Below are 25,995 nucleotides of genomic sequence, written 5' to 3'. Positions count from 1 at the left end.
GTTTTGCAGGCGCGGCGCCGCATTGGCGCCGGGATCGCCCCGCAGAGAACTTCGCCGTCCCGCCGCCGGTCCCGCCAGCAGATGCAGGGCAGCCGGCCCGCCAGGAGCACCGCCCATGTCCGGCGCCTCACGCGACAGCCTGTTCCGCGCCATTGTGCGTGGCCTCTATGAAGGCCGCTACGCGCCAGGCCAGCGCCTCGTCGAGGCCGATCTGACGGCGGAATATGGCGTGAGCCGTGGCCCGGTGCGCGAGACCCTGAGCCGGCTCGCCGCCGAGGGCATCGTCACCCTGTCGCCAGGCAAGGGCGCCGCCATCCGCAAGCTCGGCTGGCATGAGGCGCTCGACCTGCTGGAATTGCTTGAGGTGCTGGTCGGTCTCGCCGCCGCCCGCGCCGCCCGCAATTTCGCCGCCGACGCCGACGGCGCCGCGCGCTTCAGCGCCGCCATCGCCGAGCTGGCGCAGTTCGATCCGGCCTCGGTGTCGCCCGACTATGCCCTCGCCCGCGACCGTTTCTACCAGGCCATGGTCAATCTCGCCGCCAACGCCGAGCTGGCGCGGGTGATGCCGCGCGTCCAGACCCATCTGCTGCGCATCCAGTTCCGCGCCCAGGTGGCCACCTATGACCGGCTGCGCCACCAGGATTATGGCGAAATCGCCCGCCTCGTCACCACCGGCGACGAACAGGGCGCCCGCGCCCTCACCCAGAAGCACTTCCGCCGCATGATCGAGGCGATGCAGGCCGACCCGCCGGCGATTTAAGCCAGAGGGCGTCACGCCAGTCACAACCGCCGCATGACCAGGGAAGCATCCGCGTTCGCCACGGTTCCGGCCCGGCAGACGACTGACCGGCTGGCGACATGAAAGCTCAGGCGCAGTCCCCACGCTGGCGTCACGCCGTGGGGAGGCGCCATTACCTTACGTCTACTGTTGACGACGCCCTCAAATTCCGTCGCAGCCTTGCTTTGCCCGTGACTTCTGCCGCTGACGCCCGTGTTATGGGAGCGAAGCACCGGGGGGGGCCAGGACGGATGAGCGCAACATTTGCAGGTCTGGTGACATTCGTCGCCGTCAGCGCGGCGGCGATGCTCGGCAAGATGCTGTCGCCGCACATGAGCAGCTGGGGCGACGCCAGCGCCCTTGGCGACAGCCTGAAGTCATCCATGACGCTGGTCGCCACCATGACCTCGCTGGTGCTCGGCCTGTTGGTCAATTCGTCCTACAGCAATTACGCCGAAGCGGAGAAGGACCTTGAGCGCTACGCCGCCACGCTGGTGCTCACCGACCAGAGCCTGATTGGCCTCGGCGAGGCGGCCTGCCCCCTGCGGCCCGATCTCCAGCGCTACGCCAGCAATGTCGTCGCCAGCATCTGGCCATCGGACACGGCGGCCCAGAACCCCGACGCCACCACCATGGGCAACGCCAATATGATGATCCTGCTGGCCTTGCTGCAAAAGGCCCAGGGCTTTGACGGCCACCGCAAGGAAATGCGCGGCCTGCTGCAGGAGCATGGCGAGCGGCTGGTGGAGAACGCCTGGAAGATCAGCAATTACGGCTCGGGACGCATGGCGACGACCTTCCTCGCCGCCATCATCTTCTGGCTGGCGCTGGTCTATGGCGGCATCGGCTTCGCCATGCCGGACACGCGGCTGGCGGTGTGCGGCGTGCTGATTTCGGCGGTGGGCGTCGCGCTCGCCATCTTCCTCGCCGCCGAAATGACCGAGCCGTTCGGCGGCCCCCTGCGCGTGGCGCGTACGCCGCTGACTGACGCCATCCAGCTGATGCAACAGCTCCCCTGCCCGGCCAAAAGCTGAGCGCCCTGGGCCCGCGCGCGCACCAGGGGCCACGCGAGGGCCTGTGCGCCGCTCAGGGGCGCAGGCGATAGCCGGTGCGGAACATCCAGGCGATGACCGCAAGGCAGCCGGCCATGAAGGCCAGGGTCATGCCGAAGCTGACGGCGACATTGACGTCGGAGGTTCCGAAGAAGCTCCAGCGGAAGCCGCTGATCAGATAGACCACCGGATTGAACAGCGACACCGTGCGCCATAGGGGCGGCAGCATGTCGATGGAGTAGAAACTGCCGCCAAGGAACGCCAGCGGCGTCACCACCAGCATCGGCATCAGCTGCAGCTTCTCGAAATTGTCGGCCCAGATGCCGATGGCGAAGCCGAACAGGCTGAAGGTGATGGCGGTGAGCGCAAGAAACGCCAGCATCCACAACGGGTGCTGGATGGTCAGCGGCGTGAACAGCGCCGCCGTGCCCAGAATAATCAGGCCCAGCACGATGCTTTTGGTCGCCGCCGCGCCGACATAGCCGGCGACAATCTCCAGCATCGAGATGGGCGCCGACATCTGCTCATAGAAGGTGCCGACGAAGCGCGGGAAATAGATGCCGAACGAGGCGTTGGTGATGCTCTGGGTCAGCAGCGACATCATCATCAGGCCAGGCACGATGAAGGCGCCATAGGGCACGCCGCCCACCGCGCCCATATGGCTGCCGATGGCGGCGCCAAAGACGATGAAATACAGCGCGGTCGAAATCACCGGCGCCACCACGCTTTGCAGGATGGTGCGGCGGGTGCGGTCCATTTCGTAGCGGTAGATGGCGGCGATCGCGCGCAGGTTCATTGGTAGCCCTTCAGCAGATCGACGAAAATGTCTTCGAGCGACGAGCGCCGCGTGTCGATGTCGGCGATGGCCAGGCCTTCGGCGGCGACATCGGCCAGAAGCCCCGACATGCCGTCCGGGTCGCGCTCGGCCTCATAGCCCCAGGTCAGCGTCGCGCCGCCGCCCGCCAGGGCCACGCCCCGCGCCGCAAGGCGCGGCGGCAGCATCGTCAGCGGCTGGGCAAGGGCGATGGCCACCTCCTTGCGCCCGAGCTTGCGCATCAGCGTCGCCTTGTCCTCCACCAGCATCAGCCGGCCGCGATTGATGACGCCGATGCGGTCGGCCATCTCTTCGGCTTCCTCGATGTAATGGGTGGTGAGAATGATGGTGACGCCGTCGTCGCGCAGCCGCTCCACCAGCCGCCACATGTCGCGGCGCAGATCGACGTCGACCCCCGCCGTCGGCTCGTCGAGGAACAGGATGCGCGGCTCATGCGACAGCGCCTTGGCGATCATCACCCGGCGCTTCATGCCGCCGCTAAGGGTGAGGATTTTGTTGTCCTTTTTGTCCCACAGCGTCAGGTCGCGCAGGATGCGTTCGATCAACGCCGGATTGGGGGCCTTGCCGAACAGGCCGCGGCTGAAACACACCGTGTTCCACACCGTCTCGAACGATTCCGTCGCCAGTTCCTGCGGCACCAGCCCGATCTGCGCCCGCGCCTTGCGGAACGCCTTGACGCTGTCGTGGCCATCGACGCTGACCGTGCCGGTGGAGGCGTTGACGAGACCGCAAATGATCGAGATCAGCGTCGTCTTGCCGGCGCCATTGGGGCCGAGCAGCGCGAAGATTTCGCCGCGCCTGATGTCGAGACTGAGCGGATGCAGGGCGACAAAGCCGCCCTGATAGGTCTTCGACAGATCGGAAATCGAAAGAATCGGCTGCATGGAGCTATATACGCCCCGCCGCCGCCAGAAGGTAAACCGCTATATCCGCGCCCCTGCCCGCCATTGCCTGCAGGGCGCGCCGCGCAGGCTGATTTCAGGATGCGCAGATGCTGAGGCATCCGCATCCTGAATTGCCGCGTCGCCAAAGTGGTTTTGGCGTCAGCCCGCCGGACGAATGGCGCGCAGCGCCGCGGTGGAGCTGGCCCGGGCGATCAGTTGGCCATCCATGTCGCGCAATTCGCCCTCCAGAAAGGCGATGGACTTGCCCCAGCGGGTGATCCAGCCGGTGGAGCGATAGGTCCCCGGATGGGCGGCGAGCAGAAAGCTGACCTTGATCTCAAGGCTCGGCACCGCAATCGTGAAACGTGATTTGGCGATGCAGGCATGAGCCATGGCCGCGTCGATCCAGCCGGTGACGAACCCACCCTGCACGATGCCGCCGCGCGGATGGCCCTGCACCGAATGGCAATGCGCCTCTGTCGCCTGCCACTCCATCGTGGTGGTGTCGGTCGCCGCGTCGAAAGCGACGATGCCGCCGCCCAGCGTCCTCAAACACGGATTAATGTTGTTGCGGAAGGTGGCGATAATGTCCTGCTCGGTCACGGGCGTTTCCTGTGTTGCTTTGCTGTCGGGCGGAGCCGTTTAAGGCTGCATGCCCCAGCACAGCTGCAAGGGTCAATGGCCAGCGCCAGCGCCACCGTCACCAACGGGCGCAGATTTCACACATTGCATTGCTGTTCACCAATTCATTTTTACGTCGCCTGTGAGGTAACGCCCAGGGCGACGCGCCAATTGCGAGGCTTCCAATGCCAGTCATTATCGCCATGATCGCCGGCTTATCCGGATTTCTGTTTGGTTACGATGAAGGGATCATCGCCGGCGCCCTCTCGGCGTTGCGGGCCGAATTGGCCATGTCGCCATGGATCGAGGGCCTGGTGACGGCGGCGGTGCCGCTTGGTGCGCTGTTTGGCTCGCTGGCCGGCGGGCGCATCGCCAATTCGCTCGGACGTCGCGGCGCGCTGATCACCGCTGGCGTGCTGTTCGCGCTCGGGGCGCTGCTCTCGGCCTTCGCCGCCAGCCAGGAGGCGCTGGGCCTCGCCCGGCTGACGCTCGGGCTGGCCATTGGCGTCGCCGCCGTGGCCGCGCCGCTGTACATCGCCGAAAACGCCCCGGCCCGCCGCCGCGGCATGCTGGTGTCGTTTTACCAGTTGGCCATCACCCTTGGCATTCTCGGGGCCTATGTCGCGGGCTTTGGCCTCGGCGACAACTGGCGGATGATGTTTCTGATCGGCGTGGTTCCTGGCGTGGTGCTGGCCGCCGCCATGTTCACCCTGCGTGACACGCCGCGCTGGCTGATGCTGCGTGGACGCGAGGCCGACGCCCGCGCCGCGCTCCTCCGCGCCAGTCGCCAGGACAGCCAAAAGGACAATGACCGCGCCATTGATCGCCAGCTGGCCGATATCCGCCAGTCGGTCAGCGGCGCCGCCGGGACGGCGGGCTGGCGCAGCCTGTTCTCCCGCAGGGTGCTGCCCGCGACCATCGTCGGCGTCGGCCTGTTCGTGCTGCAGCAATTGAGCGGCATCAATGCGGTGATCTATTACGCCCCGCTGGTGTTTCGCGAGGCGGGCTTTGACGGCCACGCCACCCAGCTACTGGCGACCATCGGCGTCGGCGTCATCAATGTGGCGATGACCATTGTGTCGATGTTGCTGATCGACCGCGTCGGCCGCCGCCAGATGCTGTATCTCGGTTTCGCTGGCACGGCGCTGAGCCTTGCGGTGATCGCCTGCGCCGCCGCGTTCCAGACGCCCTGGCTCAACGCCATCGCTTTGGCCGGCCTGTTTGTCTACATCGCCGCCTTCGCCCTCTCTGTCGGCCCGATCCCGTGGCTGATGATGGCGGAGATTTTCCCGCTCGACGTGCGCCCTTTGGGCATGGGCCTCGCCTCGATCGCCAACTGGACCTTCAACGCCATTGTGGTGGCGGTGTTCCCCATCGCGCTGGGGGCGTTCGGTCTCGCCAGCGTGTTCAGCTTCTTCGCCGCCGCCTGCCTCGCGGGCCTGTTGTTCACCCGCTACTGCGTGACGGAAACGGCGGGCGACACGCTGGAAGCAATCGAGCAACGACTGGTCGGGCTGGCGCCGGCCTGAGCTGGTGGAGGGCGCGTGACCGCGCCTGCTTGACGAAGTGACAGGACGCAGGCGCGACTGCGCCTACTTTACCAGGTGACAAAACGCAGGCGCGACTGCGCCTGCTCTACCAGGTGACAGGACGCAGGCGCAACTGCGCCTGCTTGTGCCTGCATGCGCAGCCCGGGATTGGGCCGCCCCGACCTGGCCTGCTGATCAGGTTCTGCGCCGCCAGTTCGAGCATGCTCCGGTCAGCATGGATCGGCCAATGCGCGCCGCCTCCACGCCGGGAGCACATTCTGTTTGATCAATCGACGCCGTGTGATCGCAAAGCGTCCTACTTGCCGCCCATCAGGCTGGCGCCGACATTGACGCCGAGCGCCAGCACCGCCGTGTTGAAGAAAAACGCCAGCACTGACTGCGCGGTGACCAGCCGGCGCATCCGCCGGCCACAGATCGCCACATCCGCCGTCTGGCAGGCGACGCCAATGGTCAGCGCGAAATAGGCGAAATCAAAATAGTCCGGTTCGACATCCTGGTCGGGAAAGCGCAGCTGCCGGCCATGCGGCTCGTAAAACGCATGGGCGTAATGCAGCGTGAAGGTCATGTGCATGAAGAGCCAGGCGCTGATGATGGTGAGGCCGGCAAGGCCGATCCGCGCCGCTTCCGACAGGCCCGCGGCCTCCGGCGCGCCGCCAAGCAGCAGCACAATGGCGGCGAGGCAGGCGGATGATGCGGCGCAGGACACCGCGAGGATCAGCGCCGCGCCGTCATCCTGCTGCGCGGCGCGGGTGCGCATGCGGCTGACGTCCGAGCGCGCCATCATCACCACCGCCAGAGCCAGCCAAAACACCGCCCCGACGTTCCACGCCGCCAGCAGCCGCGCCACGCCGGGCAGCACTGGCTCCAGCAACACCCAGGCCATCACCATGGCGACGAGGGACAGCAGCGTCCGCACCCGATAGCGCAGCAGCCGCCACAGGCGGCGCCACAGCGGGCCGCCCCCCGGACGCCGCTTCTCACCGTCGTCACGGGACTTCGCCATCAGCGTCTCCTTGCCTGCGGAAGGGGGTGTCAGGCCTGGGCGGCGTCTGAAGATCACAAGGCGCGGATGCAACAGCCGCGTCGCCATCTGGTGGAAAGGGCGTCGCGCAGGATCGATTCGCGTAACCCACACCGTTCACACCGCCGCCTCCGTCGCTCAGTCGCGCCGGGCGATGATGAAGCGGCGTGGGAAGGGCAGCAGCACGGAGCCGTCGCGCTGGGCTGGGTAGGCTTCAGCGATGGCGCGGGTGTAGGCGTCGAGAAACCAGGCGCGTTCGGCGTCATCCAGCGGCGCAAGGAAGGGTCGCAGGCCGGTTCCCATCACCCATTCGGTGATGTCGGCGGCGCTGTCCATCTGGTGATGATAGGTGGTGGTCCAGATGTCGAGCTCGCTGCACAGCCCGCTGAGCGCGTCATAGCAAACGCCGACGGGCTCCAGCGGTCGCCGCAGCACGATGGCGCCGGCGAGCTTGCTGGCGAAGGGCGACTCCTGGGCGATATCGCGCATCAGCCGGTGCGAGGGCTGCTCCAGATTATCGGGCATCTGCACCGCAAGGATCGCCCCCGAGCCCAGCGCCCGCAGGATCCGCGCCATGGCCCCGAGATGGTCCGGCGCCCACTGGAACACGGCGTTGGCGAACAGGATGTCGGCGTCGTCTGGCGGCGTCCATGTGGTGACGTCGCCGAGCACAAACGGCGTGTCCGGCAGCCGGGCCCGGGCTTCCTCCAGCATGGCCGGAGAGGAATCCAGCCCCTCAAGCGCGATGCCCGGAAAGCGCGCCGCCAGCAGTTCGGTCGAATTGCCCGGCCCGCAGCCCAGATCGATGATGCGGCGCGGCGGGAAGTCATCGTCGCCGCCGCCATAGCCATGGCCAGGAACCTGCGCCAGCAGATCGCGCGCCGCCCGGGTGCGCTCATCCTCGAACTTCAGATATTGGGCAGGGCTCCAGGCCGTCATGGCGTCACCTCGCGTGCGCGCCCGCCGCCTGGGCGATGGCCTGCAGCGTCCCGGGCGTCGGCCAGCAGTCTACGCTGAGGCCGTTGGCTTTCTGAAAGGCCCCGACAGCGAGGCGGGTCTTCATGCCCGCGAAGCCATCGATCTTGTCGTGGTACAGGCCGAGCCGGGTCAGCGCCCGCTGCATGTCGGCCAGTTGCGTGGCGGATGGCTGGGTGACCTTGCCCCATGGCGTGGCGAAGGGCCCGCCGCCAGCGATGCGGTCCGCCAGATGTCCGACATAGAGTACGTAGAGATCGGAGAAATTATAGGCCTTGAGCGCGAAATAATTGCCGCCGATCAGAAAGCCTGGCCCGTAGCTCCCGGCCGGCAGGATCAGGGCTCGGGTTTCAGCGGCGCGCGGGGCGGCGCCATTCACCGCGCGGTAGCCCAGCCTTTGCCATTGCGACCAGGGCCGCGGCGCGTCGGGATTGGCGAGGGTGCAATCGAGGCGCGCCGGCGGCGCCACCTCATGGGCCCAGCGCTCGCCTGGCTTCCAGCCCTCGCCCCGCAGGTGATTGGCGATCGAGGCCAGCGCGTCAGGGACCGACGACCAGATGTCGACGCGGCCGTCGCCATCGCCATCGACGCCATAGCGGTAAAACTGGCTCGGCAGCATCTGGGTGAAGCCCATGGCGCCGGCCCACGAGCTCTTCATCGCCGGACGGTTGACGACGCCGTCATTGAGCATTTTCAGCGCATGGAGGAACTCGCCCCGGAAGGTTTCCTTGCGGCGACCGGTCCACGCCTGGGTGGCGAGGGTGCGCAAGGCGTCATATTTGCCGGTGTTGGCGCCATAGCCGGTCTCGCGGCCGAAGATCGCCAGAGCGACGCCGCCAGGCACGCCATAGCGCCGCTCAATGGCGGCGAGCTGGGCGCCATAGCGCGTCGCGAGCTGCCGACCGCGCGCCGCCGTCGCCGCCATGGCGCTGTCCGACAGATATTGCGCCGGCGTGGCGCTGAACTCGCGCTGGCCGGCGTGCGAGGGCTTGCGGGGGCCGCGATCGAGATTGGGCAGCGACAGATCCGGCGTTAGCCCGGCGGTCTGTTCATCAAACACGCGGGCGGAGACGCCCATGGCCAGCGCCTCGGGCCGCAGGCTGGCGATGAAGGCGGCGAAACTCTGGCCAGTGGGAGCGGATCGAGGGGCGGCGGACGGCGATTGGGCCTGCGCCTCACCTAGCGCGCCGAACAGACACAGCAGCGTCAGCGCCGCCAGCAGGCGCCGTCGCGGCGACCGGAGCAAAAAAGACGCGGAAAGCTGTGCTGGCATCATTCACCCTGTTTTAATCTGGCCCGACGCCAGCCATGACCGGCGCGGCGCGGCGTCCTATACTGGGCCCGACGGCAGTATGGTCAGGACAGATGAAGCAATTCCTTTCAGTGATCGGCGCAATGGCGCTTTACGCCCTGGGCGCGCCCGGCGCCGCCGCCGATGATGTTGCGAAGGCGCTGGCGTTCTGCAAGGCCGAAGGTGATGACAATCGCATTTACGCCATCCCTGACCGGCTGCTGCCGGATGCGGCGCGGCGGCTCGGCGTCGCCGTGCCGGAGGATGGGTCATTGCGCGGCGTCTGGCGCTGCATGGACGGCAAGGTGATGCTGTGCATTCCCGGCGGGCCGCGCTTTTGCGGCCGCGCCGACACCCAGGTGATGCCGTCGCCCGAGGCGCGCAAATATTGCCACGCCAATCCCAGCGCAGCGGATGTGCCGAGCTGGGCCACTGGCCGCGACACCATTTTCGCCTGGCGCTGCGAAGGCCCGGAGCCAATCGTCGCCGGCCCGGTGCGCACCGTCGACAAACGCGGCTTCGTCAAGGAGTACTGGAGCGTGTTTGAGCCGGAGGCCGCGGCGCCTGCGCCCGCCCCGCCTGCAGCAGGCGAAGGGGGCGCGCAGCGCTAGCCGGCGCAGATCATACCAGGATGCGAAGACGCTGACGCACCCGCATCCTGAAATGCTCAGGCGCCGCACGGGCTTAACCAGAGCCCGATAGGTCACGCTCATCGGGTTCTGGCATCAGCCCGCCGGCCTCTCCAGCCTGCGCAGCAACGGCGTCAGCAGCGCCAGCGCCACGCCTGCCGCCAGCAAGGCGAAGCCCGCCCCGGAGAACAGCGCGCTGGTCTGGTTGAGGTCAGTGCTCGACGCCTGACCGCCGAGCAGGCCAGCGGCCAGATTGCCGACGGCGGCGGCGAGGAACCACACGCCCATCATCTGGTTGACCATGCCCGCCGGGGCCAGCCGGCTAATGCCGCTGAGCCCCACCGGGCTCAGGCTGAGCTCGGCGATCACCTGCACAAAGACGCAGCCCACCAGCCACAGCGGCGACACCAGCCCGCTGCGCGCCGCCTGCGTCGCCAGATACAGGATGAGGAACGACAGCGCCGCCAGCAGCAGGGCGCCGGCGAACTGGGCCGGATAGCTCAGGGGAATGTCGCGCTGGCGCATTTGCGTCCACAGCGTCGCCATGACTGGCGTCAGCAGGATGATGAACAGCGGATTGAGGGTCTGCAGCCAGCTGGCCGGAATCTCAAAGCCAAGCACCATCCGATCGGTGAGGTCACGCGCGAACAGGTTCATCGAGGTCGGCGCCTGCTCGAGACCGGCCCAGAACAGCGCGGCGGCGACAAACAGCACGATGATGACCATCACCCGCTTGCGCTCATCCAGGCTGAGGCCGGCGAGGAACAGCACGCTGGCCAGATAGAGCGCCGCCGTGCCGGCGATGATCAGGCTGAGATATTCCGCCAGCTGTTGCGGCGCGATGACGATGGCGCCCGTGGTCGCAGCCGCGAACACCCCGACCAGCAAGGCGGTCGCCGCCAGCAGCGAGGCGATGATCGCGGCGCGCAGGCGCGGCGGCGTCTGCGGCGGCGCGCCAATATGGGCCAGGGTGGCTGGCGCGCGCCGCCAGTACACCAACAGGCCGATGAGCATGCCGATGCCCGCCGCGCCAAAGCCCCAGTGCCAGCCGACCCGCTCGCCGAGATAGCCAGTAATCAGATAGCCAAACAGCGAGCCAATGTTCACCGACATGTAGAAGATCGAAAAGCCGCTGTCGCGCCGGACGTCGTCACGGGCGTAGAGCGCGCCGACCATGGAGCTGATCGACGGCTTCATCAGGCCGCTGCCAATCGGGATCAGCACGAGACCGGCGAAGAACGCCGGCTTCGACCACAAAGCCGACAGGCCGATGGCCAGATGCCCCAGGGTGATCAGCACGGCGCCCCACAGCACCGCCCGGCTGGCCCCCAGCCAGCGATCGGCCAGCCAGCCGCCCGGCAGGGCCAGCAGATACACCGAGCCCGCATAGATGCCGACGATCGCCGCCCCCTCGGCCTGCGAGAAGCCATAGCCGCCATTGGCGACGGCCAGGGTCATGAACAAAAGCAGCAGCGGCCGGATGCCGTAATAGGAGCCGCGCTCCCACATTTCGGTGAAGAACAGCGTCGACAGACCGCGCGGATGACCGAAGAAGGCGACGTCAGTCTGTGCGCCTTCCCGGGTCGGCGCAGGCGGGGCGTGAGGCGGCATAGGTTCTTCCGGTTGGACGACGCGTGATGGCGCCGGTCTTTCGCGCACCCTGCGCGGAACCCCAACCATAATGAGCCCTATACATCATGTAAATATGCGCATATCGCGCGCCGAATACAGGATCAACCATACATTACGTAACGCCATTTCTTGACGACGCCGCAACGACACACACCAGACGGCCCCGATGCTACGCGCCGCGCCGTGGCGCATAAAAAAACGGACCCAAATGGGCCCGTTTTCGATGCCGTGCGCGATGTACGGCGGCCAGGGCGCCTGGGCGCCTGCGCCGCGCGGCGCCTCAGCAGGTCAGCGCGAGAACTTCTTGTACTGGATGCGCTTCGGCAGCACGGAATCGGTGCCGAAGCGCCGCTTCTTGTCGTTCTCGTAGTCCTGGAAGTTGCCTTCGAACCACTCGACATGGCTGTCGCCTTCAAAGGCCAGCATGTGGGTGGCGATACGGTCGAGGAACATACGATCGTGGCTGATGACCACGGCGCAGCCGGCGTAATCTTCCAGCGCCTCTTCCAGCGCACGCAGCGTGTCGATGTCGAGGTCGTTGGTCGGCTCGTCGAGCAGCAGGACGTTGGCGCCTGACTTGAGGATGCGGGCGAGGTGCACGCGGTTGCGCTCACCACCCGACAGCATGCCGACCTTCTTCTGCTGGTCGCCGCCCTTGAAGTTGAAGGCGCCGCAATAGGCGCGCGAATTGATTTCCTTCTTGCCGAGGTAGATCACCTCATTGCCTTCGGAAATCTCTTCCCACACCGTCTTGTTGTCGGCGAGCGCATCGCGCGACTGGTCGACGTAACCAAGCTGCACCGCGTCCGCGACAGTAATCGTGCCAGCATCAGGCTGCTCAAGGCCGGCGATCATGCGGAACAGCGTCGACTTGCCGGCGCCGTTGGGGCCGATGACGCCGACGATGCCGCCCGGCGGCAGCTTGAACGACAGATCGTCGATCAGCAGTTTGTCGCCAAACGCCTTGGAGATGCCCTCGAACTCGATGACCTTATTGCCGAGGCGCTCAGCCACCGGAATGATGATCTGGGCGGTCGACGGCGACTTCTCGTCCTGCTTGGCCAGCAGCTCCTCATAGCGCTGGATACGGGCCTTGCTCTTGGTCTGGCGGGCCTTCGGCGAGGCGCTGATCCACTCGCGTTCGCGATCAAGCGCGCGCTGGCGCGATTCTTCCTCGCGGCCCTCCTGCTTGAGGCGCTTCTGCTTCTGCTCCAGCCAGGACGAGTAATTGCCCTCGTAAGGAATGCCACGGCCACGGTCGAGCTCGAGGATCCAGCCGGTGACATTGTCGAGGAAGTAGCGATCGTGGGTGACGATCAGAATGGCGCCCGGGTAGGTGCGCAGATGGCCTTCGAGCCAGTTGACGGTTTCGGCGTCAAGGTGGTTGGTCGGCTCGTCGAGCAGCAGCAGCTCCGGCTGCTCCAGCAGCAGGCGGCACAAGGCGACGCGGCGACGCTCACCACCGGACAGCTTCTCGACGCTCCAGTCGTCCGGCGGGCAGCCCAGCGCTTCCATGGCCTGGTCGACCTGGCTGTCGAGGTCCCACAGACCCAGCGCTTCGATCTGGTCCTGCAACTCGGTCATCTCATCGACCGTGTCGTCGGAATAGTTCATCGCCAGTTCGTTATAGCGATCGAGGATGGCCTTTTTCGACGCCACGCCGTCGAGCACGTTTTCACGCACATTCTTGGCCGGATCGAGATAGGGCTCCTGGGACAGATAGCCGACGCGGGCGCCTTCAGCCACCCAGCCGTCGCCGGACCAGTCCTTGTCGATGCCCGCCATGATCTTGAGCAGGGTCGATTTACCGGCGCCGTTAACGCCGAGCACGCCGATCTTGGCGTCCGGGTAGAACGACAGATTGATGTTGTCCAACACCTTCTTGCCGTTCGAATAGGCCTTGGTCAGGCCCCGCATGTGATAGATGAACTGACGTGACATCAAATGCTCCACCCGGTACGGGCGACTGTCGCGCGCTGCGCGGCGATGAAACAGGATTGTGCGCTCCTTCGCGCGCGGCGCGGCGCGCGAAAAGCCATCTCAGGCCTATCTAGCCCCGCCACCCCCGCGCCGCAAGGCGGGGCCTGGCCCATGACCCTCGCGGCGGCGGCGTTTGCAGGCGTTCAGGACCCGGTTCGCGGCGGGAATTGCGGCTTATACCAGAACCCGATGAGCATGACTCATCGGGTTCTGGCCAAGCCCGTGCGGCGCCTGAGCATTTAAGGATGCGGATGCGTCAGCATCTTCGCATCCTGGCATCACGGCGCGCAGGCAGGGATGGGATGGATCACCACGCCAGGCTCGGGCAGACGGCTGGACGGGCAAGGCTGCAGCGACCTGGCATGACAGCGCTAGTGGCGCGGATCATGCAGGCGTCAGGCCGCCGCTGGCGCCCCTCTGCCGGGCGCCTGACGTGATTTCCCCGGTCGCCAGCGACTCCCCGGTTCAGCCATCGGTTTGCGGCGCCGCCGGGCCGCCGCGACCGGCCATGAACAGCAGGCCGGCGGTCATCAGACAGCCAAGGGCGGCGATGGTGATGGCCAGGGTGCTGACTGGCATCAGCCCGCCGCCGGGGGTGGCCAGCAGCACGCCGCCCAGCATCAGCATGACGCGCACCGGCCATTCCATCGAGCGGCACTGGCGCAGATCGCCGACGCCCGCCTGATAGCCCTGCATGCCGCTGCAGATGAACCATGCCCCAAGCAGCGCCCGCACGGTCAGCAACAAGGCTTCCGCCACGCTGCCTTGCAGCACGAAGGCCGGGTTCAACACGAAGAAAAATGGGATGAAATAGATGATCGAGCCGACGCGCATTGATTCCCAGCCGGTTTTCATCGGCGGTGAACCGGCGATGCCGGCGGCGGCGAAGGAAGCGATGGCCACCGGCGGGGTGATCGCCGACAACATGCCCCAGTAGAAGATGAACATGTGCACCGCCATGGCGTTGAGGCCCATACGCTCGAGCGCAGGCCCCACCAGAATGGCGAGGAAGATGTAGCAGGCGGTGGTGGTCAGCCCCAGGCCGAGCACCAGCGAGGTGATGGCGCACATGGCCAGCAGCAGAAACACATTGTCGCCCGCCAGCCCCACCAGATCGCCGGCAAGGCTGGAGATCACCCCGGTCATCGAGAAGGCGCCGATCAAAAGGCCGCAGCCGGCGAGAATGGCGGTCAGTTCGACAAAGGTGCGGCCGTTGGTTTCGAGAAAATGCACCACCGAGGCCCAGGTCCAGCGACCCTCGCGGTTGAAGATCTGGTTGAGCGCCAGCAGCAGCGCCGTGGCCCAGAACGGCGCATGGCTCTCGCGTTTGAAATACAGCAACATCACCACCAGCAAGGCGATGACGAAGGCATAATACCAGCCCTCGCGAAAGGTTTCGCGAAACGACGGCAATTGCTCCCGGCTGATGCCCAGAAGATTGTGGCGCGCCGCATAGGCGTCGACCTGCAGGAACAGGCCGGCGTAATACAGGATCGACGGAATTACCGCCGCCAGCGCCACCTCGGCGTAGGAGACATTGAGGAACTGCGCCATGACAAAGGCCGTCGCCCCCATCACCGGCGGCGCCAGCACCGCGCCGGTGGAGGCGCAGGCTTCCAGCGCCCCGGCGTAAGAGGCGCGGAAGCCGCTGCGTTTCATCACCGGGATGGTCATGGTGCCCGCGGTCAGCACATTAGACACCACGCTGCCCGACATCATGCCGAGCAGCGCGCTGGCGAAGATGCACACCTTGGCGGCGCCGCCGCGAAACGCCCCGCACAATGCGAAAGACAAGTTGATGAAAAACTTGCCGGCGCCCGTGGTCATCAGCGCCGCGCCGAACACCAGAAAGCCGATGACGGTTTCGGCGAAGGCCTGCATCGGGAAGCCCAGCACCCCCTCCGATGACAGCGTGTGATAGGCGATGGCCTGGTCGAGCGTTGATTGCGAACCGCGCAGCGGCCCAAGCCAGCCGGCGGAGGCGAACAGCGGATAGACGGTGAATGGCGCGATGCACAGCACCAGACTCCAGCCGCCGGAGCGCCGCAAGGCCTCCATCAGGAGCAGCCACATCACCGCGCCGGCCACAAGCACATGGGTGGGCGCGCCAGCGAATTCCCAGCCCAGCTCCGCCCCACGCCGCACATGCGCCATCAACCACAGCCCAGAGACGACAGTGGCGAGAAACAGCGCCACGTCATACCAGGGCGTGCGCGCCAGCGGCGCCTCGGCGCTGGCCGGGAAGATCACGAAGGTAAACGGCAGCAGCAGCGTGATCAGCAAATAATAATATTCAGTGTTGAGCGGCGTTACGCCGATGAAGAAGCGCAGGGCGAACTGCTGGTTGATGCACAGCAGAATGACCAAAGCAGCGGTCGCCGCCAGTAACCAGCGCCAGACGCCGCGCAACGGCCGGGTGCGCAGGGTCTCAGCCTCCAATGGCGCGCCTTCACCGGCAAGGCCGATGCCCGCAGCGCCCGCGAGGTGCGGATCAGGCCAATCCTGCAGGCGCGGCCCGCCATCCGTCTGGCCGCCGCGCTGCTGCGCCTCGCCCTGGCCAGGATGCGCTCCAGGTGCTGCATGGGTCATGGGCGTAGGCCTCCGGGAAAACAGGCTACAGGGGCGCGAGGCGTGGGCGTTGCGACGCGAAACACGCCGCCGAACTGCGGCTGCCCGGGCATGCGCCCTGGCGCGCCAGGGCTGGGCGGAAACGGGCTCCACAGAAAGGGGCGAGGCGGAAAGGGGCGCAGCAGACGTAGGCGCGACACGCATTGGCGTGGCCCTGAGGGGCGCAGCGTGAGCCGAGGCCCACCGCCCCGTGCTCGCACAAGGCAGGCGCGGCTTGCCGCATGCGATGGCGCACGCTGTCGGCGCGGCGCGACGCCTTCATCCCGCCGCAGGCGCTGCGTGGTTGTAAAGTGCGCGCACGTCACGAGCGACATCGCCTGACCCCGCGCTGCGCGCGTTACTTCTCGAACACCACGTCCATGCCGGCTTTGGTCAAAGCGGCGGCGCGGGCCTGCATCCAGGCGTTGCGGAAGGCTTCCTTGTCATCGGGCGGAGAGCCGGCGACAAAGGCTTTCCAGGCTGCGGCCAGCGTGTCCTGACGCGCGATCAGCTTCTGGTTGTGCGCCTCATGTTCGGCGGTCCAGACGCCTGCCTCACGGAAGGCCGCCACCGCGCCCTCATGATAGGGCAGCACCCAGATCAGCCGCTGACGCTTCAGATCGAGACCGGTCGCGCCCGGTGCGCCGTCCTTGTAATCATCGAGATGCCGGACCATGGCGCTGGTCATCGAGCGCACCAGCGGCGCTGGCTGCGAGGCATAAGCGAGGAAGATCGGATAGGGGTAAGACGGCAGCTCGATGCTGTCGCCCTTGGCGATGCCAGCGCCGCAGGTGGTGCGGTGCGGATAGAAATACGGGGCGATCTTCGTCAGCCGCGCCCAGCCTTCCTTGTCAGCCGCCGGGGCTGGCGGCCACGTCAACCCGCGCGGCGAGCTTTCCGCCTCACGGGCCTGGCCGGAGATGGTCGAGGCGAACGCCGCATCGATCTCATTGTTGATGACGCCCTTCCACATGGCGCCATAGCCTGAGAACTCCACCAGCTTGACGTCTTTCGGCGTCACGCCGGCGAACGCAAGAATAGAGAACGTGCCCTGGTTGAGGGCCGGGGCGCCGACCACCACGCCGATGCGCTTGCCGCGCAGATCGGCAAGTTGCTTCACCCCGGTGTCCGCCGCCACGCCCATCGACAGGGCGTTACAGTCGATCACCGCCAGGGCGACCCGCAATGGCTGCGGCCCCCATTCCTTGACCGCGAACTCCAGCACCCCCTCCTGGGCGAAATAGGAGCCGATGCCGCCCGCCGCCATCTGCGCCCGCCCCGCCTTCATGGGCGCAAAGCGCGCCACATCATTGCCGGCGGGCAAGACCCTGAGATCGACGCCATAGCGGTTCTTCAGCATCTGGCCGACGGCCACGGCGATATTGAAGCCGGAGGAGCCCGTGTCATAAGCGGTGAGCGTCAGGCTGGCTGGCAGCTTCACCTCGCTTGCTGGCGACGTGGCGGGCGCCGCCGGCGGCTTTGTTTCCGCCCGCGCCGGGCGGGCGTCGCCCGCGAGCGCGGCGGCGACGATGAGCGGCGTGAGGCCAGCCATCAAAAGGGACGTGCGGGCGAGCAACGGCGAGCGTTTCATCTAATCCTCCGCAGAATTTTTGTTATTTGTTATTAGATCAAGTGATAGCAGCGCCGTCTGGGGCTGTCGACCAGGCCATAAGTCTGAAAAACGCCGCAATCGCCCACAGTCCGCACCGCAGCGCTTCCATTCCGGCCGCGCCTGGCCGATGCTTGGCGGCAAAGCCAGCAAAGCTGGCGTCCTGCGCCTGTGACGAGCGGCTACGCCTGCTCGCGAAGGCGCAGCAATTGAGCGCACGCGGCCAGGCAGGCCCGCGTGCGCGGACAGGGACGGGGCGTCATGGATGTGAGCATGAGCGAGGCGCAGCGGCTGCAGCAGTCGGCGCGCCAGGGCTGGATTGTGGTGGCGGCGGCCTTTGTCGTCATGTTCACCACTCTGGGGGCGCTCTATGCGTTTCCAGCTTTCTTCAACGCATTGCAGCAGGAGTTCGCCGCTTCCCGCGCCGCGCTGTCCTGGGTGTTCTCGGCGGCGGTGGCCATCTATTTCGTCATGGGCGTGGTCAGCGGCCCGCTCACCGACCGCTTCGGCGCTCGCCCGGTGATTCTCGGCGGCGTGACGCTGGTTGGCTTCAGCCTGATGGGGGCCGGCATGTCTGGCTCCATCACCATGATCGCGCTGGCTATTGGCCTGGGCGTCGGCTTTGGCATCGGCTTCGCTTACGTGCCGGCGGTCAGCGCCGTGCAGCGCTGGTTTCTGCTGCGACGCGGCTTCGCCTCGGGCATTGCGGTGTCGGGCATTGGCCTCGGCACGCTGGTGATGCCCAAGGTCGCCGAATATCTCGTCGCCTCCATGGGCTGGCGCGGCGCTTACACCGTGCTTGGCCTGTTCGTCGTGCTGGCGGGCGGCGCCGCGGCCCTGTTCGTTGACAATGCGCCGGAGAAGCGCGGCATGGCGCCCGATGGCCAATTGCTGCATGGCCCCCTGCCCTCGCGCCAGGATCTGCCAGGCATGACGCTGGGCGCCACCGTGCGCTCACCACAGTTCCGCATTTTCTATATCGCCTCGGTGCTGGCCTCGGTTGGCCTGTTCATGCCCTTCGTGCATCTGACGCCGTCAGCGCAGGATCGCGGCGTCGATCCCTCCACCGCCGTCACGCTGTTCGCGCTCATCGGCATTGGCTCGACCGCCGGACGCTTCCTCATCGGCGGCGTCGCCGACCGTCTCGGGCGCCGGCTGTCGCTGTCGCTGATGTTCCTTGGCCTCGGGCTGATGATGGGCTGGTGGATCGTCTCCCACAGCGCCCTGGGCCTCGCCGCCTTCGCCCTGATTTTCGGGCTGTGCTACGGCGGCTATGTCGCCCTCGCCCCGGCCCTGCTCGTCGATGTGTTCGGCCCGCGCAACGCCAGCGGCGTCATCGGCGTCAGCTATACGGCGGGCGCCGTCGGCTCGCTGCTTGGCCCGCCGCTGGCAGGCTACGCCTTCGACGTCAGCGGCAGCTACACCCTGCCCATCGCCCTCGCCGGCATACTCGCCTGCATCTCCGCCGCCATGGTCTACGCCATGCCTGAGCCACGGGCCGAGGCGTGACGCAAGGATGCGAAGATGCTGACGCATCCTGACATGCTCCGGCGCCGCACGGGCTCAACCAGAACCCGGTCTCTCCTGCTCACCGGGATCTGGTATAACCGGGCGCAGGGCCGCGTCTGTTGCGACGGCGCTTGCCTGCCGTCGCCGTCACCCCTCGCGGATGAACACCAGATTGTTCTTGGGCATCTCGCTTGAGGTCCAGACCAGGCTGAGATTGCCGCGCAGCGTCGGCGCGGCGATCCAGTAATAGGGCTGGACCACGCGGGTGATCGAGCAGGCGACGACCTTGTCGTCGCCATTGTCGGCAAAATACTGGAATTCGATAGCCTTCTCGGCGAGGACCGGCAGGGCGTAGACATCGCCATTCTCGGCGGTGACCCTTGCGCCAATCGACAGAAACAGGCCATCGGCGACACTACGGATGGCTGTGTCGCAGTCCTGTGACGGCGACGTCATGCCGGCGAGGTCCCAGGTCGCCAGCCGCCGGCTGGGCGGTGACGACGAAAACGTCACCTCGCCGCGTTCATTGCACAGCCAGAATTTTACCGAATTGGCCGAGAATGCTACAAGAGACCCAATCATTGCTGTCCCTTCCAGAATAATTACTTAAAATATTATTTTACGCTTCCAATAGTTTTAGTGCGAATGCGTCGCACGACGCCGGCGGGCGGCGGGCGGCGATGAATGGGCCGCAGCGGCCTGGCGCTCCAGGCGCTCGCCCTTTGCCGCGACCATCGCTTGCCGGATCCCTCACTTGCCGGGACCGCCCAGCGCTTGTTTTGGCCCAGCCCTCGTGGCCAGTCTGAGCGGCTGGCGATTGCGCGGGGGCACGAGCAATGTGCTGCTGACCTTCGGCGGCGCATAGTCGTTGCATGAGAAGCCGCGCCGATTGACCTAACATCAGCGCGCCACACAGCGCATCGCAATCGGCAGAACCGCTGACCTCCATATGCGGTCGCACGGTGGCGTCCGGTGTGCGCGGCGCATCGAATCATCGGCGCATTGCGGCATCAAATCATTGCTGATGGGCGGCGCCTGCGCCGGTCTTCGGCGCGTGAAGGCGCACACACAAAACGCAATGACAATCCGCACATGCCATACGTATACAAGCGACGCCTGCAAGAGGCGCTTGCAAGAGACGCTTGCAAAAACCGCCCGCAAAGGACGTTTGCAAGCGCCAGCTGCAGGAGACGCCTTCAGCCGTCACGTGCAATGCTCGGCCCGCCTCGGACGCGTGAGCGGCCCACTTACAGCCTGCCGCAAGGCCAGGCGCACGCCCTCTGGCTGGCGCCGCGACCGCAGCGGCGCCGCTACGCCGGATGCATCCGGCGCCGTCGACGCGGGCCCGCCTCTCACCCCACCAGCTGGGCCTTGAGGTCGCGCTTCAGCACCTTGCCATTGGCGTTGCGCGGGAGGGGCTCAACGCGGACATCAATGCGCACGGGCGTCTTGAACGCCGCCAGATATTGCGCCGCATGGGCGATCAGCTCCTGCTCGCTCACGTCGTGGCCCGGCTTGAGCTGCACCACCGCCGCCACCTCTTCGCCGAGGATGCGGTGCGGCAGGCCGAACACCGCTGCATCCATGACCGAGGGATGCGTGTAGAGCGCGTTTTCGACCTCGGTGCAGTAAATGTTTTCGCCGCCCCGGATCACCATGTCCTTGGCGCGATCAAGAATATAGATGTAGCCCTCGTCATCGATGCGCACGAGATCGCCGGAATGCAGCCAGCCGTCGGAGAACGCCTTGGCCGTCTCTTCTGGCTTGTTCCAGTAGCCCTTCACCACATTCGGGCCCTTGATCCACAATTCGCCGATCTCGCCCTGCGGCGCATCCAGCCCGTCCTGGCCAACCACCCGCACCTCGCACACCGGCACGGGCCGACCGACGCTGTCGGGGCGCTGCAGATATTCCAGCCCCTGGTTCTGGGCGGTGACCGATGAGGTCTCGGTCAGGCCATAGCCATTGCCCGAGCTTGCGGCGGGGAACGTCGCCTTCACCAGCTTGGGCAGCTCCGCCGGCGCCGGGGCGCCTCCATAAGACACCGCCTCAAGGCTCGACAGGTCGAATTTGTCGAAGTCGGGATGTTCGATGATCTGCCAGGCGATGGCTGGCACGCCGGTGAAGCCATTGGCCTTTTCGCGCTCGATCAGTTCGAGACCCCGGCGCGGGTCCCATTTATACATCAGCACCAGCTTGTTGCTGCCCAAAATGGTGGGGACCAGCGCAGAATGGCAGCCCGTGACATGGAACAGCGGCACCGGCAGCAGAAACGCTTTTTTCGGCGCCGTCGCCGGATCAGGCAGCGGCTGGCCGGCGATCATCAACGCCTTGAAACGCCCGAATGCGATGGTGATCTGGTTGGAGCAGATATTGCGATGCGTGCCCAGCACCCCCTTGGGCATCCCCGTGGTGCCCGAAGTGTAGAAGATGGTGGCGTCATCATCCGGCGCCAGTTCGACAGGCGGCAGGACGCCGCCAGCTTCGGGCGTCGACACCTCATCCCAGGCGACAATGTCCGGGCCAAACGGCGTCTCGGGCCGCGTGCCGATCACGGCGCGCATCGGCAGCCCGGCCAGCCGCGCCGCGCCGATGCGATCAATGCGCTCGCCATCGGCGACCAGCACCGCGGCGCCCGAATCGGTGAGGCAATAGGCCAGTTCGTCCGCCGTCATCCACGCGTTGAGCGGGGTCGCCAGCGCGCCAATGGCGGTGGCGGCCCAGAAAGCGATCGACCACTCGGGATAGTTGCGCATGGCGATGGCGACCCGGTCGCCCTTGCGCACGCCAAAGCGCGTCGTCAGCGCCGTGGCCAGCGCGCAGACCGCGTCAAAATGCTGGCGATAGCTCAGCCGCTCATCTTCGAACACGATGCAGGGCGCGTCGCCAAAGGCGGCGCTGGCCTCGAGGATGGCGCGCAGATGCGGCGGCGCGTTCTTCCATACCCGCGTCGGCACGCCGCGGATATCAATGGTCTCATATTCAAACTGCGCGCCGGGCGCGGTCAGAATCCGCGTCGCCTCATCTGGCGACATGACGTAACCCTCGGGCAAAGCCATTTCGGCCATCGATTTTCCTCACCTGCATCGTTGATTCATTATTGCGCCGATGGTGCGCTCAACGGCGCCGGGCTCGCAAGACACGCCGACGCAGGGCAGCCGCGACGGCCATGCGGCGAGGCGATGGCCCGCCGTGGCGTCGGCCGCACTGGCGCCGTCTCGGGCCGGAGGGCGGGTGGGGCGGCAGGTCGGGAGGCCGTTGACTCCGACGTCAAATTGGGCGGGAAATCTGTGGCGCCCGCGCCACAGCTTCAGGCAGACCTGCATGATTTCGCCACGAAGCGACCCCTTTTAAGGCAACCATCGCCGGCGCTCTCATCCCGCAAACTACAGCAACATTCTGTAACAAAAGCCGCCCCGTGAACGCACAGGGCGTACAGCCGCGTTGATCGCCGCGCGCCACAGGATGATTGGCGCGATGATCGGCCGCCTTCATCCCGGCCGGCGCCGGTTTCACAGCGCTATACCGACCACTTCAGTGAGCCTAAACTCTTTAATACCAATTCCTTGAAAATTTTTTGCGATGACTTCTGTGGGTGACGCAAAGTTATGCCAACAACAGCGCCTTTGCGCCGTGCCGCCGATTGTAGCAAGACTGTCATAAAGCGTGGGTATCCCGCAAATCAGCCGGGGCGTCGCCTCCGGGTCCGCCCAACACTGCCCAAGGGCCACAAGAGCCCGAACCTTCTGGAGTCACCATCGTGAGCATCGTCAGAGCATTCCTGCTCGGTTCCGTTGCATCGCTTGGCGTCGTCGCCACCGCCAGCGCCGCCGATCTTCCCGCAACGAAGTCTGCGCCGGTTGAATATGTGAAGGCCTGCACGACTTTCGGCGCTGGCTTCTTCTACATCCCCGGCACCGACACCTGCATCCGCGTCGGCGGCCGCGCCCGCTTCGAGTACAACCTCTCGGGCCCGCTGAAGGTTGGCAATCCGGACCGTTCCAGCATGCGCGCCGTTGGCCGCATTCAGGTTGACGCCCGCACCAACACCGAATGGGGCGCGCTGCGCACCTTCGTGCGCTTCGAGATGGCCAGCCGTACTGGCGGCTGGTCGCTGCGTTCGGGCACCGGCGAGCGTATGGCCCAGTCGTTCGGCGCCACGGGCGTTGACACCTTTGGCCGCGCCCAGAAATATGTTGAAGCCGACAAGGCGTTCATCCAGTTCGCTGGCCTGACCGCCGGTCGCTTCGGTTCGTTCTACGACTTCTATGGCCATGAGCTGGAGCTGATCGGCTCGACCTCGTCGTCGGAAGTGCAGAGCACCAACGGCCTCGCTTACACCGCCAAGCTCGGCAACGGCTTCAGCGCCACCGTGGCGATGGAAGACCCGACCTTCCGCCGCATGCCGATCTATGGTTCGGTTGATGGCCAGACCATCACCGGCGGCCGCTTCTACGCCAATGTCGGCGCCACCTTCGATCCGCTGACAGGCCTGCCGACCAGCTACGCCCGCGTCGACGCCGCCCAGCGCCTGAACGTGCCGGACTTCATCCTTGCGCTGCGCCACGACGGTTCGTGGGGCTCGGCCCAGTTGTCGGCTGCTGCGCACCAGATCAGCGTCGGCCACTATGGCAACCGCGGCACCGCTGGCGTCTATGACGCGCCAGGCCGTCCGGACGCCGCCTGGGGCTACGCCGTGCAGGGTGGCGTGAAGTTCAACCTGCCGTTCATCGCCAAGGGCGACCAGCTGTGGCTGCAGGCCGCTTACGGCAAGGGCGCCATGTCCTACACCGGCGCCAACGCCATGCTCGGCGGCGACACCCTCACCGGCCAGAGCTTCGGCCGCTTCACCGTCAACACCGCCGAGGGCTACATCAACGCCCATGGCGACATCAAGCTGAGCCAGAGCTGGTCGCTGCTCGCCGCTTACCTGCACTACTGGACCCCGACCGTGCGTCAGGCCGTGTTCGGCAGCTACGCCCAGGTCAATTATGGTTCGGGCGCCCGCGGCGCGCTTGGCCCGCTGTACACCGGCCTCGGCGGCTCGCTGATCCCGGCTGGCGGCGTGTTCAACACCCAGCAGGCCGTGAACTTCTCGCAGTCGTCCGTGCTGCGTGACTTCAACGTCATCAACGTCGGCACCAATATCGTCTGGTCGCCGGTCAAGGGTCTGGACATCGGCGCTGAAGTCGCCTTCGCCCAAGTCAACACCGATGGCCGCGTCAAGGACAACAACAAGAACGTCAGCTACCGGGTCAATGGCGTCAACTACGCCAAGACCACCAACACCGACTACGCCTGGCAGGGCCGTCTGCGCATCCAGCGCGACTTCTGATCCTGATCAGACCAGCGTTTCGCCATGCGGGGAGCCTTCGGGCTCCCCGTTTTGCGTTTGGGAAGGCGCAGCGGTCTGATTTGTGACGCCGCGCCCACCTGCCCGCGCAAGTACCAGTTGCGCCAGGCGTCCAGGCGTCCTGGCGTCTTCAGACACGGCAAGGGCGCATGCGCGCCAGCTACGTCAGTTACGCCATGTGCGCCACGCGCAGCCCGCCCTGTCAGTGTGCGTCCGCCTCACTTTCCGGCTGGCCAGAACAACGTGTATGCAAGGCGCCACGCACAACAATCACGAGCAGACCATGTCGCCAGTTGACGCCGCCGCTAGCCCCTCGCGCCTGTACTATGGCTGGTGGATCGTCGCGGCCATGACCGTGCTGTTGTTCACCACCGGCGGCCTCGCCTTCTACAATCTGTCGGTGCTGCTGAAGGCCTTCGTTTCGGAGCGCGGCTTTCCTGTCTCGATGGCCAGCAGCGCCACGGCGCTGTTCTTTGTGACCTCCGGCTTCGCCGGCATGTTCACCGGCCGCTTCATCGACCGCATCGACGTGCGTTATTTCATCGTCGGCTCGGCGGTGCTAAGCGCGGCGGCGCTGTCGCTGATCTATCTGGTGCAGACGCCCTGGCAGCTCTACCTGTTTTACGCGCTGTTCGGCGTGGCTTACGGCGGCTGCGGCCTTGTGCCGGCGATGACGGTGCTGACGCGCTGGTTTGACGCCAAACGCGCCACGGCGCTGTCCATCGCCATGACCGGCCTGTCGGTCGGCGGCGCCATCATCACGCCCGCCACCGCCTGGCTGATCAATAGCGTTGGTCTCGCTGGCGCCGGGCCCTGGCTCGGCGCGGCGTTTTTTATCGGCGTGATCCCGCTGACGCTGTGGGTGATCAAGCCGTCGCCGGAATCCATGGGGCTCAACCCGGACGGCGCGCCTGTCGCCCCAGGGCAGAAGCCGGGGCTGATCCGCTCCGGCCACAGCTGGCTCGAAGCGCGGGCCTCGCGCTTCTTCTGGCTGGTGTCGGTGGCCTATGTGTTCACCATGGCGGCGCAGGTCGGCGGCATCTCGCACATGTACAACATGGTGTCGTCCCGGCTTGGGGTTGAGGCTGCGGCCCTATCGGTGTCGCTGCTTGCAGTCGCCAGCATCACCGGCCGCCTGTCGGGCGGCGTCATCCTGCTGCGCGCCCCGAGCATCCCTTTCACGCTGATCTCGATGGCGGTGCAAGCGGTGGCGCTGGTGATGATCGCCTCGACCACCGATCGCTTTCTGCTGCTGTCAGCTGTGGTGCTGTTCGGCCTGCCTGTCGGCAATCTGCTGATGATGCAGCCGCTGCTGATGGCCGAGGCTTTCGGCACGCGCGAATACGCCCGCATCTATTCGGCGCACAGCCTCGTCACCATGGTCGGCGTGGCGGGCGGCCCCATCGCTTTGGGGCTGTTGCATGACCATTTCCACGGCTATGGCGCGTCTTATCTGTTCGCTGGCGGCCTGGGCGTGTGCGGCGTGCTGATGCTGGCCCTCGCAGGCCGGCCGCCAGCGCCAAACGCCGCGCGCGCAGCGCCCGCCCGGCCCTGACGGCAGCGGCGACCTGGCGGGCGGCGCAACGGCGTCGGCAGTCGGCAGTCGGCAGTCGGCAGTCGGCAGCCACCTTGCGCCTCGCCCCGACAAGTCAAGGCGCAACGACCCAGA

The 25,995-nt window shown here is 66.3% G+C and carries 19 protein-coding genes; 7 read left to right on the top strand and 12 right to left on the bottom strand.

Annotated elements, in window-relative coordinates:
• Positions 1–115 precede the first annotated feature (115 nt).
• The gene (locus AC6A67_RS15970; RefSeq protein ID WP_498037548.1) at positions 116–760 is read left to right on the top strand and encodes a GntR family transcriptional regulator; all 645 of its coding nucleotides are present in this window, start codon (positions 116–118) and stop codon (positions 758–760) included.
• Positions 761–1,029: 269 nt separating this feature from the next.
• Complete coding sequence (locus AC6A67_RS15965; protein WP_498037547.1) at positions 1,030–1,812, top strand: bestrophin-like domain; 783 nt, start codon at positions 1,030–1,032, stop codon at positions 1,810–1,812.
• Between the two features lie 52 nt (positions 1,813–1,864).
• On the opposite strand, the gene AC6A67_RS15960 is transcribed toward AC6A67_RS15965, so the two are convergent.
• From AC6A67_RS15960 to AC6A67_RS15950, 3 genes are all read right to left on the bottom strand, one after another.
• Entirely contained in the window at positions 1,865–2,626 is a 762-nt protein-coding gene (locus AC6A67_RS15960; protein WP_498037546.1) for an ABC transporter permease, read from the bottom strand.
• On the bottom strand, positions 2,623–3,549 hold the full coding sequence (locus tag AC6A67_RS15955; RefSeq protein ID WP_498037545.1) for an ABC transporter ATP-binding protein: 927 nt from the start codon (positions 3,547–3,549) through the stop codon (positions 2,623–2,625). Before AC6A67_RS15955 ends, AC6A67_RS15960 begins: the two co-directional genes overlap by 4 nt.
• Before the next feature lie 159 nt (positions 3,550–3,708).
• Positions 3,709–4,152, bottom strand: coding sequence for a PaaI family thioesterase (locus tag AC6A67_RS15950; protein ID WP_498037544.1), 444 nt, complete (start codon positions 4,150–4,152; stop codon positions 3,709–3,711).
• A 203-nt stretch (positions 4,153–4,355) separates the two neighbouring features.
• Between AC6A67_RS15950 and AC6A67_RS15945 the strand changes: the two genes are divergently transcribed.
• Positions 4,356–5,699, top strand: coding sequence for a sugar porter family MFS transporter (locus AC6A67_RS15945; RefSeq protein ID WP_498037543.1), 1,344 nt, complete (start codon positions 4,356–4,358; stop codon positions 5,697–5,699).
• Positions 5,700–6,015: 316 nt separating this feature from the next.
• Here the strand turns inward: AC6A67_RS15945 and AC6A67_RS15940 are convergent, their stop codons facing one another.
• The 3 genes from AC6A67_RS15940 to AC6A67_RS15930 all read right to left on the bottom strand — a co-directional run bounded on the left by AC6A67_RS15940 (position 6,016) and on the right by AC6A67_RS15930 (position 8,989).
• The gene (locus AC6A67_RS15940; protein ID WP_498037542.1) at positions 6,016–6,723 is read right to left on the bottom strand and encodes a DUF1345 domain-containing protein; all 708 of its coding nucleotides are present in this window, start codon (positions 6,721–6,723) and stop codon (positions 6,016–6,018) included.
• 156 nt (positions 6,724–6,879) lie between these two features.
• Positions 6,880–7,680, bottom strand: a complete 801-nt coding sequence (gene tam / locus AC6A67_RS15935) for a trans-aconitate 2-methyltransferase (protein ID WP_498037541.1) — start codon at positions 7,678–7,680, stop codon at positions 6,880–6,882.
• 4 nt (positions 7,681–7,684) lie between these two features.
• Entirely contained in the window at positions 7,685–8,989 is a 1,305-nt protein-coding gene (locus AC6A67_RS15930; RefSeq protein ID WP_498037540.1) for a lytic murein transglycosylase, read from the bottom strand.
• 92 nt (positions 8,990–9,081) lie between these two features.
• Between AC6A67_RS15930 and AC6A67_RS15925 the strand changes: the two genes are divergently transcribed.
• The gene (locus AC6A67_RS15925) at positions 9,082–9,618 is read left to right on the top strand and encodes a hypothetical protein (protein ID WP_498037539.1); all 537 of its coding nucleotides are present in this window, start codon (positions 9,082–9,084) and stop codon (positions 9,616–9,618) included.
• A 114-nt stretch (positions 9,619–9,732) separates the two neighbouring features.
• Here AC6A67_RS15925 and AC6A67_RS15920 read toward each other — a convergent pair whose 3' ends face one another.
• The 4 genes from AC6A67_RS15920 to AC6A67_RS15905 form a co-directional block, all read right to left on the bottom strand.
• On the bottom strand, positions 9,733–11,247 hold the full coding sequence (locus AC6A67_RS15920; RefSeq protein ID WP_498037538.1) for a peptide MFS transporter: 1,515 nt from the start codon (positions 11,245–11,247) through the stop codon (positions 9,733–9,735).
• A 309-nt stretch (positions 11,248–11,556) separates the two neighbouring features.
• The gene (gene ettA / locus AC6A67_RS15915) at positions 11,557–13,209 is read right to left on the bottom strand and encodes an energy-dependent translational throttle protein EttA (RefSeq protein ID WP_498037537.1); all 1,653 of its coding nucleotides are present in this window, start codon (positions 13,207–13,209) and stop codon (positions 11,557–11,559) included.
• Positions 13,210–13,713: 504 nt separating this feature from the next.
• Positions 13,714–15,837: a TRAP transporter permease gene (locus AC6A67_RS15910; protein ID WP_498037536.1), complete on the bottom strand. Its 2,124-nt coding sequence runs from the start codon at positions 15,835–15,837 to the stop codon at positions 13,714–13,716.
• Positions 15,838–16,213: 376 nt separating this feature from the next.
• A complete protein-coding gene (locus AC6A67_RS15905) occupies positions 16,214–17,446 on the bottom strand; it encodes a TAXI family TRAP transporter solute-binding subunit (protein ID WP_498037535.1) in 1,233 nt (410 codons plus the stop codon).
• 291 nt (positions 17,447–17,737) lie between these two features.
• Here AC6A67_RS15905 and AC6A67_RS15900 point away from each other — a divergent pair, with 291 nt between their 5' ends.
• Entirely contained in the window at positions 17,738–18,973 is a 1,236-nt protein-coding gene (locus AC6A67_RS15900; protein ID WP_498037534.1) for an MFS transporter, read from the top strand.
• A gap of 147 nt (positions 18,974–19,120) precedes the next feature.
• Here the strand turns inward: AC6A67_RS15900 and AC6A67_RS15895 are convergent, their stop codons facing one another.
• Both AC6A67_RS15895 and AC6A67_RS15890 read right to left on the bottom strand, forming a co-directional pair.
• Positions 19,121–19,555: a hypothetical protein gene (locus tag AC6A67_RS15895; protein WP_498037533.1), complete on the bottom strand. Its 435-nt coding sequence runs from the start codon at positions 19,553–19,555 to the stop codon at positions 19,121–19,123.
• Positions 19,556–20,325: 770 nt separating this feature from the next.
• Positions 20,326–22,041: a class I adenylate-forming enzyme family protein gene (locus AC6A67_RS15890; RefSeq protein WP_498037532.1), complete on the bottom strand. Its 1,716-nt coding sequence runs from the start codon at positions 22,039–22,041 to the stop codon at positions 20,326–20,328.
• A gap of 692 nt (positions 22,042–22,733) precedes the next feature.
• On the opposite strand from AC6A67_RS15890, the gene AC6A67_RS15885 reads away from it, so the two are divergent.
• Entirely contained in the window at positions 22,734–24,308 is a 1,575-nt protein-coding gene (locus tag AC6A67_RS15885) for a porin (protein ID WP_498037531.1), read from the top strand.
• Positions 24,309–24,573: 265 nt separating this feature from the next.
• Complete coding sequence (locus AC6A67_RS15880; RefSeq protein ID WP_498037530.1) at positions 24,574–25,881, top strand: MFS transporter; 1,308 nt, start codon at positions 24,574–24,576, stop codon at positions 25,879–25,881.
• Positions 25,882–25,995: the final 114 nt, after the last annotated feature.

This window comes from Camelimonas sp. FR25 (assembly GCF_059740505.1).
Note: the sequence above shows the minus strand (reverse complement) of the source record. Positions and strands in the feature narration are given on the sequence as shown.

Coding starts and splice junctions, on each gene's coding strand:
- AC6A67_RS15905 (WP_498037535.1), bottom strand. CDS start 17,446: ATGAAACGCTCGCCGTTGCTCGCCCGCACGTCCCTTTTGATGGCTGGC.
- AC6A67_RS15925 (WP_498037539.1), top strand. CDS start 9,082: ATGAAGCAATTCCTTTCAGTGATCGGCGCAATGGCGCTTTACGCCCTG.
- AC6A67_RS15940 (WP_498037542.1), bottom strand. CDS start 6,723: ATGGCGAAGTCCCGTGACGACGGTGAGAAGCGGCGTCCGGGGGGCGGC.
- AC6A67_RS15880 (WP_498037530.1), top strand. CDS start 24,574: ATGCAAGGCGCCACGCACAACAATCACGAGCAGACCATGTCGCCAGTT.
- AC6A67_RS15895 (WP_498037533.1), bottom strand. CDS start 19,555: ATGATTGGGTCTCTTGTAGCATTCTCGGCCAATTCGGTAAAATTCTGG.
- AC6A67_RS15930 (WP_498037540.1), bottom strand. CDS start 8,989: ATGCCAGCACAGCTTTCCGCGTCTTTTTTGCTCCGGTCGCCGCGACGG.
- AC6A67_RS15900 (WP_498037534.1), top strand. CDS start 17,738: ATGAGCGAGGCGCAGCGGCTGCAGCAGTCGGCGCGCCAGGGCTGGATT.
- AC6A67_RS15910 (WP_498037536.1), bottom strand. CDS start 15,837: ATGACCCATGCAGCACCTGGAGCGCATCCTGGCCAGGGCGAGGCGCAG.
- AC6A67_RS15960 (WP_498037546.1), bottom strand. CDS start 2,626: ATGAACCTGCGCGCGATCGCCGCCATCTACCGCTACGAAATGGACCGC.
- AC6A67_RS15945 (WP_498037543.1), top strand. CDS start 4,356: ATGCCAGTCATTATCGCCATGATCGCCGGCTTATCCGGATTTCTGTTT.
- AC6A67_RS15890 (WP_498037532.1), bottom strand. CDS start 22,041: ATGGCCGAAATGGCTTTGCCCGAGGGTTACGTCATGTCGCCAGATGAG.
- AC6A67_RS15965 (WP_498037547.1), top strand. CDS start 1,030: ATGAGCGCAACATTTGCAGGTCTGGTGACATTCGTCGCCGTCAGCGCG.
- tam (WP_498037541.1), bottom strand. CDS start 7,680: ATGACGGCCTGGAGCCCTGCCCAATATCTGAAGTTCGAGGATGAGCGC.
- AC6A67_RS15955 (WP_498037545.1), bottom strand. CDS start 3,549: ATGCAGCCGATTCTTTCGATTTCCGATCTGTCGAAGACCTATCAGGGC.
- AC6A67_RS15970 (WP_498037548.1), top strand. CDS start 116: ATGTCCGGCGCCTCACGCGACAGCCTGTTCCGCGCCATTGTGCGTGGC.
- ettA (WP_498037537.1), bottom strand. CDS start 13,209: ATGTCACGTCAGTTCATCTATCACATGCGGGGCCTGACCAAGGCCTAT.
- AC6A67_RS15920 (WP_498037538.1), bottom strand. CDS start 11,247: ATGCCGCCTCACGCCCCGCCTGCGCCGACCCGGGAAGGCGCACAGACT.